This window comes from Enterobacter sichuanensis, from assembly GCF_002939185.1.
GTDB lineage: Bacteria > Pseudomonadota > Gammaproteobacteria > Enterobacterales > Enterobacteriaceae > Enterobacter > Enterobacter sichuanensis.
On sequence record NZ_POVL01000085.1, the window covers coordinates 1 to 9,803 of the forward strand.

10 protein-coding genes are annotated in these 9,803 nt (G+C 53.3%); 6 read left to right on the forward strand and 4 right to left on the reverse strand.

All coding sequences use genetic code 11. The features are described 5' to 3' along the window. The first annotated feature begins 176 nt into the window (after positions 1-176). Both C5687_RS22715 and C5687_RS22720 read left to right on the forward strand, forming a co-directional pair. On the forward strand, positions 177-419 hold the full coding sequence (locus C5687_RS22715; protein ID WP_059386317.1) for a ribbon-helix-helix protein, CopG family: 243 nt from the start codon (positions 177-179) through the stop codon (positions 417-419). Between the two features lie 2 nt (positions 420-421). Continuing rightward, positions 422-793 (forward strand): type II toxin-antitoxin system VapC family toxin, encoded by a 372-nt coding sequence (locus tag C5687_RS22720; RefSeq protein ID WP_059386316.1) that lies wholly within the window; start codon positions 422-424, stop codon positions 791-793. A gap of 39 nt (positions 794-832) precedes the next feature. Here the strand turns inward: C5687_RS22720 and fdhE are convergent, their stop codons facing one another. From fdhE to fdnG, 4 genes are read right to left on the reverse strand one after another with little or no spacing between them, the layout of a single operon-like run. Further along, a complete protein-coding gene (fdhE, locus tag C5687_RS22725; RefSeq protein WP_025759557.1) occupies positions 833-1,762 on the reverse strand; it encodes a formate dehydrogenase accessory protein FdhE in 930 nt (309 codons plus the stop codon). Continuing rightward, positions 1,759-2,394, reverse strand: coding sequence for a formate dehydrogenase cytochrome b556 subunit (gene fdoI / locus C5687_RS22730; protein ID WP_045285696.1), 636 nt, complete (start codon positions 2,392-2,394; stop codon positions 1,759-1,761). The genes fdhE and fdoI overlap by 4 nt, the downstream gene beginning before the upstream one ends. Further along, positions 2,391-3,293, reverse strand: a complete 903-nt coding sequence (gene fdxH, locus C5687_RS22735) for a formate dehydrogenase subunit beta (protein WP_025759554.1) — start codon at positions 3,291-3,293, stop codon at positions 2,391-2,393. Before fdxH ends, fdoI begins: the two co-directional genes overlap by 4 nt. A 12-nt stretch (positions 3,294-3,305) precedes the next feature. Continuing rightward, positions 3,306-6,356 carry a formate dehydrogenase-N subunit alpha gene (gene fdnG / locus C5687_RS22740; protein WP_104558035.1) on the reverse strand — a complete coding sequence of 1,017 codons (3,051 nt, stop codon included), beginning with the start codon at positions 6,354-6,356 and terminating at the stop codon, positions 3,306-3,308. 371 nt (positions 6,357-6,727) lie between these two features. On the opposite strand from fdnG, the gene fdhD reads away from it, so the two are divergent. The 4 genes from fdhD (at position 6,728) to C5687_RS22760 (ending at position 9,766) form a co-directional block, all read left to right on the forward strand. Continuing rightward, the gene (gene fdhD, locus C5687_RS22745; protein ID WP_104558037.1) at positions 6,728-7,564 is read left to right on the forward strand and encodes a formate dehydrogenase accessory sulfurtransferase FdhD; all 837 of its coding nucleotides are present in this window, start codon (positions 6,728-6,730) and stop codon (positions 7,562-7,564) included. 114 nt (positions 7,565-7,678) lie between these two features. Then, complete coding sequence (locus C5687_RS22750) at positions 7,679-7,891, forward strand: YdgH/BhsA/McbA family protein (RefSeq protein ID WP_104558039.1); 213 nt, start codon at positions 7,679-7,681, stop codon at positions 7,889-7,891. A 409-nt stretch (positions 7,892-8,300) separates the two neighbouring features. After that, positions 8,301-9,017 carry a DUF1120 domain-containing protein gene (locus C5687_RS22755; RefSeq protein ID WP_059386313.1) on the forward strand — a complete coding sequence of 239 codons (717 nt, stop codon included), beginning with the start codon at positions 8,301-8,303 and terminating at the stop codon, positions 9,015-9,017. 62 nt (positions 9,018-9,079) lie between these two features. After that, positions 9,080-9,766 carry a fimbria/pilus chaperone family protein gene (locus tag C5687_RS22760; RefSeq protein WP_104558041.1) on the forward strand — a complete coding sequence of 229 codons (687 nt, stop codon included), beginning with the start codon at positions 9,080-9,082 and terminating at the stop codon, positions 9,764-9,766. Positions 9,767-9,803 lie beyond the last annotated feature (37 nt).

A 9,803-nucleotide genomic window follows, 5' to 3' on the forward strand; every position in this document is an offset into this window, starting at 1 on the left:
TAATATACAGTTTACAGCCTGGTTTCATGCGGATGAAAACAACAAATTTTGTGAACTCATTGATCTGGAAAGCGGCTCGCAAATACCAGGGAAAAGCCTGGCTGGTGCTTTAATCCGGATTACAGAAAGCGTATGTTGCCTTAAAAATGGACAATAATGATATACTAAGGTGATATATGAGTTTGCTGGCGGAGCTTAACATGGGCAGGATCCTGATCGATTTGTCGGATGACGTTATTCAGCGTCTCGATAACCTCAAACAGCTACGTAACCAACCTCGTGCCGAATTACTGCGTGAAGCAATTGAGCAGTATCTCGACCAGCAGAGTTCTTCGATTATTCGCGATGCGCTTGGCTTGTGGGGAAACCAGCAGGAAGATGGGCTTGAGTATGAACGTAAGTTGCGTGAGGAGTGGTAGGTATGGAACACATGGCGGTGTTTGATACCAATATCCTGATCGACCTTTTCAATAATCGTGTCGAGGCAGCAAATACAATCGAAAGCGCTGCATCGCACCGAGCGATCAGTCTCATCACCTGGATGGAAGTCATGGTGGGGGCACGCAAGTATGGCCATGAAGCGAAAACAGCGGCGTTAATGGGCGCTTTTGAGATTATTGAGGTAAACCGAGATATCGCAGAAAGAAGCGTAATGCTCCGCGAGCGGCATGGCATGAAGCTTCCGGATGCCATTATTTTAGCGACGGCTCAAAGCAGAAATTGCCCGTTAATCACCCGGAATACCAAAGACTTTCAGGGGATCGCCGGAGTAGTTTTACCTTATCAACTGTAGGCCGGGCAAGCACACGCCGCCCGGCACTGTCACAGGGAATTACTCCCCTTCACCCGGGAACAGGAACGGGTTGATAGAGCTGCGGGCAAAGCCCTCCTGCTCCATTTTCGCATCCAGAATTAGCGAGGCGAGATCGTCAGCGACCGCTTCAACTTTCGGGTCTTTTTCCTGATACAGAATCTTCAGGTAGGTCCCGCAGTCACCGCAGCTTTCGGCTTTCACCGCCGCGTCTTCGTTTTCCAGCGACCAGTAGTTCAGATCGCGGGTCTGCTCGCAGTTGCTGCATTTCACACGCACCACATGCCACTCGGTTTCACACAGGTTGCAGTGCAGGTAACGTAGCCCCTGGGTGGTGCCAATTTGTACCATGCTTGAGACCGGCATGGAGCCACACACCGGGCAGAACTGACGCGCTTCACCGTATTCGGCGCGAGCTTTGCCGGGGATCAGGCTTGCCATTTGCGCCCAATAAAGCGACAGCGCAGCCCAGATGAACGGCGCTTTATCGCTGCTGACCTGTGAGAAGTCAGAGGCAAACAGCGCGCTCGCCATCTCTTCCAGCTCCTGCTCGGACGCTTTCTCCAGATTCTCGATGACCGCCAGCGCGGTACCGCTCATCTCAGGCTTCAGCTCGGCAATCAGCGAATGCAGCAGCTTATGCCAGTGCTTGTCGCGCGGCAGGACGTGGATATCGAGCGGCGGCTTGCCCTGCGCGTTGGCTTCTTTGATGCGCGCGGTCAGATCCATTTGCAGCGGATGGTCGTACAGCACCACTTCCTGCGCATGGGCAACCAGCGCGGCAAAACGCAGAAAATCGCCCAGCGGGTTGTTCTCTGCCAGCTCGCGCAGACGTTCTGCGCGGCGGTTGTAGAGGTTCTTGAGTCTGGGGAATAACAACGGCGGAATATATTCCGCCGTGCGTTTCTCGCTCGACCCCAGCTCATCTTGCGGGATTATGCGAATACTCATTCAGATGACTTTTCCTGTTTCTGGCGAACTTCTCGGTACCAGCGCGGGTGATGTTTCTTCGCCCACGTGCTGGTTACCCAGCCTTCCACCATCGCGGTAATGGTGCCTTTTACCCAAAGGGCGGCGTAGATATGCACCATGATAACCACAATTAACGCCACTGCGGCAAATGAATGCAGCATCAGCGCGAATCGGATCACCGGGATTGAGAAAGCAGGCGCAAAGTACGGACGCCAGATGATCACGCCGCTGACCAGCAACAGGACCAGGAAGATAATCGCCGCCCAGAATACGCATTTCTGGCCGAAGTTATAACGCCCGGTGTCACCTACTTCCTCGTTGACGACGATCTTACGAATATTCTTCGCCCAAAAGATATCATCCCGATTGATTAGGTTATGGTGCCAGTAGCGGAAAAACATGATGATAAACGAGGCAAACATCACCACACCCACGAACGGGTGAAGGATGCGCGCCAGCTGTGGCGTTCCCAGTACCTGCATCAGCCAGTTGAAGGAGGGGAAGAAGAACCCCAGCCCGCTTATCGCCGCCAGCATGAAGCAGAAGGCGGTGATCCAGTGGTTGATGCGTTCCGGCGCGGTGTAGCGCACGATGGTGTCACGTTTTTTCATTTGCGCACCTCGTCTTTCTCTTCATGCAGGTTGTCGTCTTCCTCTTCCGCGCGGTTCGGCCCGACGCCGACGTAGTGGAAGATGCTCGCTGCGAAGGTGGCAGCAAAACCAACCGCTGCCAGCGGTTTCCAGATGCCTTTCCAGAATTTCACGGTGGCGCTGATCTCCGGGTTCTCCGGCAGGCCGTGATACAGATTCGGCTTGTCGGCGTGATGCAGAACGTACATCACGTGTGTACCGCCAACCCCGGCCGGATCGTACAGGCCTGCGTTGTCGTAACCACGGGTTTTCAGCTCGCCCACGCGCTCTGCCGCCAGCGTTTTCATATCCTCTTTTGAACCAAAATGGATAGCGCCGGTTGGGCAGGTCTTCACGCAGGCAGGCTCCTGGCCGACGTTAACGCGGTCGACGCACAGCGTACATTTGTAGACGCGGTTGTCTTCCGGGTTCAGTCGCGGCACGTTGAACGGACAGCCCGCGATGCAGTAGCCGCAGCCAATGCACTGCTCAGACTGGAAGTCGACGATACCGTTCGCATACTGAATGATAGCCCCTTCTGACGGGCACGCCTTCAGGCAGCCAGGATCCGCGCAGTGCATACAGCCATCTTTGCGGATAAGCCATTCCAGTTTGTCGTTCTGCTCCACTTCAGAGAAACGCATCACCGTCCAGGACTTGGCGGTCAGATCCGCCGGGTTGTCGTACACCCCGACGTTATGACCCACTTCGTCACGGATGTCGTTCCACTCCGAGCACGCCACCTGACAGGCTTTACAGCCAATACAGGTGGTCACGTCGATGAGCTTAGCCACTTCCTGCTGGTGGTCCCGCGCCTGAGGCGCGGGCGTGAAACTGTTAGTCGCGGAACGACGGATAATGTCCTGAGATTGATAAGCCATAAGTCGTCTCCGTTACACCTTTTCCACGTTCACGAGGAAGGCCTTAAACTCCGGCGTCTGCGTGTTCGCATCGCCGACGAACGGCGTCAGGGTGTTCGCAATGAACCCTTTCTTCGCCACGCCCTCATAACCCCAGTGAATCGGAATACCGATGGTATCCACCTGCTGGCCGTGAACGTTCAGCGTGCGAATACGCTTGGTCACTACGGCCTTGGCTTTGATGTAGCCACGGTTAGAAGAGACCTTAACGGTATCGCCATGGGCAATGCCGAGCTTGTTCGCCAACTTCTCGCCGATCTCCACAAACTGTTCCGGCTGCGCGATGGCGTTAAGCAGCGCGTGCTTGGTCCAGTAGTGGAAGTGTTCGGTCAGACGATAAGTGGTGCCCACATACGGGAACTTGTCTTTTTTCCCCAGCGCGTCGAAATCGCCCTTGAAGATACGGGCTGCCGGGTTAGAGACCACGTTCGGGTGCAGCGGGTTGGTGCCCAGCGGCGTCTCAAACGGCTCGTAGTGTTCCGGGAACGGCCCTTCCGCCATCTTATCGATAGCAAACAGACGTCCCATCCCTTCAGGCTGCATAATAAACGGCCCGACATCGCTACCCGGCGGTGCAGTGCTGTAGTCCGGAATATCCACGCCGCCCCATTTCGCGCCGTCCCACTTCAGCAGCTGACGCTTTGGATCCCACGGGTTGCCCTGCGGGTCAGCGGATGCGCGGTTATAGAGGATACGGCGGTTGAGCGGCCATGCCCATGCCCAGCCCAGCGTATTGCCCAGGCCTGACGGGTCGGCGTTATCGCGGTTGGCCATCTGGTTGCCTTTCGGCGTCCAGCTACCGGCAAAGATCCAGCAGCCGCTGGAGGTAGTACCGTCATCACGCAGGTGCGCGAAGGTACTGAGCTGATCGCCTTTCTTCGCCAGCACGGTGCCGGTGGCCGGGTCGATAACGTCCGCCAGCGCCTTACCGTTGCTCTCCATCGCCACTTCTTCCGGCGCTGGATTTTCTGGCGTTGAGTAGTTCCAGGTCATGTTCAGGACCGGTTCCGGGTTCGCGCCACCTTCTGCCGCGTACATCTTACGCAGGCGTAAGAAGATACCGGCCAGGATTTCGCCGTCGTTCATGGCGATACCCGGGGCGTCCGCGCCTTTCCAGTGCCACTGCAGCCAGCGTCCGGAGTTGACGATAGAGCCGTTCTCTTCCGCGAAGCAGGTCGATGGCAGGCGGAACACTTCGGTCTGAATCTTCGATGGGTCGACATCGTTCGATTCACCGTGGTTCTGCCAGAACGTTGAGGTCTCGGTATTGAGCGGGTCAATCGTCACCAGGAACTTCAGTTTCGACAGCGACTCAACAACCTTGTTCTTGTTCGGGAACGACGCAACCGGGTTAAAGCCCTGGCACAGATAGCCGTTCACTTTGCCCTGGTGCATCATCTCGAAATACTGCAGAACGTCGTAACCTTTGTCCCACTTCGGCAGCCAGTCAAAGCCCCAGCTGTTTTCCGCCGTCGCTTTGTCGCCGAAGAAGGCTTTCATCATCGAGACGAAGAACTTCGGATAGTTGCCCCAGTAGTTCACCTGGCCTTCGAGCAGCGGTTTAGGCGTGCTGGCGGTCAGGTAGGTTTGCAGGTCGGTCTGCTTCTCGCTTGGCAGGTTCATATAGCCCGGCAGGCTTTGAGACAGCAGGCCGAGGTCGGTCAAACCCTGAATGTTAGAGTGACCGCGCAGGGCGTTCACGCCGCCGCCTGCCATCCCCATGTTACCGAGCAGTAGCTGAACCATCGCCATGGTACGGATGTTCTGCGCGCCGATGGAGTGTTGCGTCCAGCCGAGGGCGTAGAGGAATGACGCGGTTTTATCTTTCGCGCTGGTTTCGGCGATAAGCTCGCACACCTTCAGGAAGTCCGACTTCGGTGTACCACAGATGTTCTCGACAACCTCCGGCGTGTAGCGGGAGACGTGCTCTTTCAGCAGGTTCCACACGCAGCGCGGGTGTTGCAGGGTAGTATCGCGCTTCGCAAAGCCTTTCTCGTCCAGCTCGTAGTTCCAGCTGGTTTTGTCATATTTGCGTTTTTCGGCGTCATAACCGCTGAACAGACCATCTTCGAAGTGGTAATCCTCACGCACGATCAGGCTGGCGTTGGTATAGGCTTCGGTGTATTCGCGGTTATATTTTTCGTTGGTCATCAGGTACAGCAAGACGCCTGACAGGAAAGTGATGTCAGTACCTGAACGAATAGGGGTGTAGAAATCCGCCACCGACGCAGTACGCGTAAAGCGGGGATCGATCACAATCAGTTTCGCACCGTTGTGGATTTTGGCTTCCATCGCCCAGCGGAACCCGACAGGGTGCGCTTCAGCGGCGTTACCGCCCATCACCACAATGAGGTTGGCGTTCTTGATGTCGACCCAGTGGTTGGTCATCGCACCGCGACCAAATGTTGGAGCAAGACTTGCTACCGTTGGTCCGTGTCAGACACGCGCCTGGTTGTCGACCGCGAGCATACCGAGTGCGCGCGTGAATTTCTGGGTTAAATAACCGGTTTCGTTGCTGGAAGCAGAGGCGCACAGCATCCCGGTGGAGAGCCAGCGGTTGACCGTAACGCCGTCGGCATTCTTCTCAATAAAGTTGGCATCGCGGTCTTCTTTAATCAGTTTAGCGATGCGGTCGAACGCCTCTTCCCAGCTGATTTGCTGCCATTTGTCGGAGCCAGGCGCGCGATATTCAGGGAATTTCAGGCGGCTTTCGGAGTGGATAAAGTCCACCAGACCCGCCCCTTTCGGGCACAATGCGCCGCGGTTGACCGGATGATCCGGGTCGCCTTCGATATGGAAAATAGACGCTTTGGCGTTTTTAGCACCGTCGCCGAGGCTATACATCAACAGCCCGCAACCGACAGAGCAGTACGTACAGGTATTACGGGTTTCGCGGGTGCGTAGCAGTTTATACTGCCGCGTTTCCGCCAGCGCTACGCCGGGCGCAAAGCCCAGTGCCGCTGCCGTGGTGCCTGCCATACCGCCAGCGCAGATCTTAAAGAACTGCCTTCTGCTGACCTGCATGGGTCACTCCTTGTTTCGACATTGCTTACATATAGTGTTTTGACTTCGCGGTTGAAGAAGGACCGCAAAGGAAAAAATTTGCGTTAATCCCTCAATTCCACGAGGGATATCATCAGAATACCACAATGTTGGTACCGCTGTTCTAATGGCGTTAATACAAAGTGAACGTATTATCACCATGCTGATTATAAAGTGTGATATTGATCACGTTAATAGCGCTGCATGTTAAAGCGGTGTAGCGGGCGTCAGGTTGCACCCCTTCTGAATGAGTAGGAGAATGGTTGTCGAATAGTTGATCCATACTATGCGTAAAGCCTGTGGTTTGTGCTGCAATAGCAGGCTTACCGTCGTGGTTGTTCAGGAATAGCGCTGTGTCTAAACAAAATCGTGCCCCCCATTCGTCCCCCCTGCCTGCCGGCATTGTGGAATTGTCGGTATACAGGCCGCCCCACATTGCCCACGCCACGCCTGATTATCTGGCGAAAGAGGTGCCTGTTGCACTCGTTTACAACGGCATCTCGCATGTGGTGATGATGGCTTCGCCAAAAGATCTCGAACTGTTCGCGACAGGATTCTCCCTTTCGGAAGGCATCATTGAGCACCCGCAGGAGATCTACGGCATGGACGTGGTGCAGGCATGCAACGGCCTTGAGGTGCAAATCGAACTCTCCAGCCGCCGCTTTATGGGGTTAAAAGAGCGCCGTCGCGCACTAGCCGGGCGCACCGGTTGCGGCGTGTGTGGTGTCGAGCAGCTCAACGATATTGGCAAGCCTGTTGTACCTCTGCCTTTCACGCAGAACTTTAATCTGGCACACCTCGACCATGCGCTTGAGCATCTCAACGATGTTCAGTCCATCGGCCAGCTGAGCGGCTGCACGCACGCAGCAGCGTGGGTATTGCCGTCGGGCGATATTGCCGGGGGACATGAGGACGTTGGCCGCCACGTGGCGCTGGATAAGCTGCTGGGTCGTCGTGCGCGGGAAAGTGAGGTCTGGCAGCAGGGCGCGGCACTTGTTTCCAGCCGCGCCAGCTATGAGATGGTGCAAAAATCGGCGATGTGCGGGGTGGAGATCCTGTTTGCCGTATCGGCGGCAACCACGCTGGCGGTAGAGGTGGCGGAGCGCTGCAACCTGACGCTGGTGGGCTTCTGCAAGCCGGGAAGGGCAACCATTTATACCCATCCACAGCGATTAATAGTTGATCAGTAATTTTGAATGATAATAGCAAATCCTTCCGCTTTTAGTTGTTCGTGATGAGGTCTAGTATTTATCACATCAAGGCACGGTGCCTTATCTAAACAACTTAATGAAAGGGTTTAAATCATGAAAAGCATCAAAACTTTTGTCGCTGTAATCGCTCTGGCTGCTTCTTTCGGTTCTTTCGCTGCGCAGATCGTGACTGCAAGCGCCTCTACCATTGACGGCGCAGAAGCGAAAATCGCAGCTCAGGCTCAGGAAGCGGGTGCATCATCTTACAAAATTACTCAGGCGTTCTCGGGTAACCGCGTTCACATGACCGCCGAACTGAACAAATAAGTGATATTGCCGCTGTCCCTGCTCTTCGGAGCCGGGACAGGTTTACACCCACGACTCCTTCCTCGATTCTCCCGCACATCTTCCAGGCATTTTCTTATTAACGAAACAATAACTGTAAAAATCTCCCTTCTTTGGTTACTTTTGTTTGAAATTAATCATAATAATACACAGTTTTAATATAGGGTCAGACCAGATCCCTGCATATATTTATCAATTATATATTCAATAAAAATATGTGTAATGTTCAACTCTTAGGATTTCCTCAGGCGCAAATCCTAAAATCATTTTGAATTATTGTTCGCGTTAATTTGTGGTGCTATTTTCCAGACGCAAATTTTGTAGTGCTGATATCCAGACCAGATATTCATTATTTGGTTTGCTTTCTATTTCACTCACATAAGGAAATAAAATGAACGCGATGTTTAAAAAAGGGGTGCTGGCCTCCGTGCTGGCTGTCGCGGCGTCTTCGGCAATAGCGGGAACCAGCCTTGATCTGCAGGTAAGCGGTAAAGTTGTCCCATCCTCCTGTACGCCTTCTGTTGTAGGCGGCAGCGGTAATGCTGATTTTGGTACGGTTAAAGCAACTGAGTTAAACTACAACACGGTAACATCTCTCCCGGGTACGAAAGTTGTCTCTATTTCCATTACCTGCGAAACCCCTACGCGTTTTGGTGTGACGTTTAACGATGCGCACGCTGACTCCGCGCCAACCGAATACTTGTCTACCGCGTTTAGCGATCTGGAATTTTTATTAAGCCCTGCAAGTACAGCAGGGTTGGGCATGTTTAACGGTAAGAAGATTGGCGCTTATGCCATGGGTATTCAGAGGGATAAGGGTACCGCGACAGACGATACGGGTGCGTCGCTGCATCCAGTATATTCGAAGGATGCTACCGCGACTACGGATTGGCACGCAAAAAACGGGCTTCATTATCTGCAAGTTGTTACGGATAAAAGTGAGACATACGGTTTCGCCAACGATACCGTTAATGATCGACCTGCCGTGCTGAAACAAGTTAATTTCAACATCGGCATCGTGGCGCAGATTAACCCAGCGAGTGAGTTGGATATTAGCGACGAATTAACGCTGGACGGTTTAACCAACATCGAGCTGGTTTATCTGTAATAGCCTCAAAGTAAACACTCCACATCTGTGGAGTGTTATTTAAATATTAATGGACTAATATTATGTTGTTTTTGAAAAGAACGCTGATTTGTACCTGCCTGTTAACCTCGTTTAATGCCCTGGCTGCTGGAATGGTGCCAGAAACTCCATTGCTGATCGTTAAAGAAGACGAGCAGGGTGCCAGTATGGACGTCAAAAACACGGATGCCGATGCCCAATTGCTGTATACCAAACTGGTTGACCTACCCGATGACCCAAAGCCTGGCCTGATTGTGACACAGCCGGTTGTACGTGTCGACGCGGGCAAAACCCAGCGCGTGCGCTTTGTACTGAAAAGCAGCGCAGAGCCGCTGAAGGTGGAACACATCAAGCGCGTCATTTTTACCGCTATCCCGCAGCGTGAAAAAAATAAAGTAAAAGTCGCATTCAGCCAGAATTTGCCCGTTATTATTCGCCCGGCCGGACTGGCAGTCAATCTCGAACCCTGGAAAGACTTAAAATGGCAAATGAATAACGGCAACGTCACTGTCGAGAATAAAACCCCTTACATTGTTCGTATGGAGCAAAAAGCAAAATTATTGCCATCAGGTAAGACCGTTCAATTCGCTAAGGCGTATATTTTGCCGGGTGAAAAAATGTCGGCGAGTGCGAAAGAGAAAATAACTTCGGCAGAAAAACAGATTGAAATATATCCTGTCTCCCGTTATGGCTATCAAGTGCAAAGTTATCTGACAGATCTACAAGAATAACCACTCACTTAATAGCGCATGGAGTAGTCATGTTAAG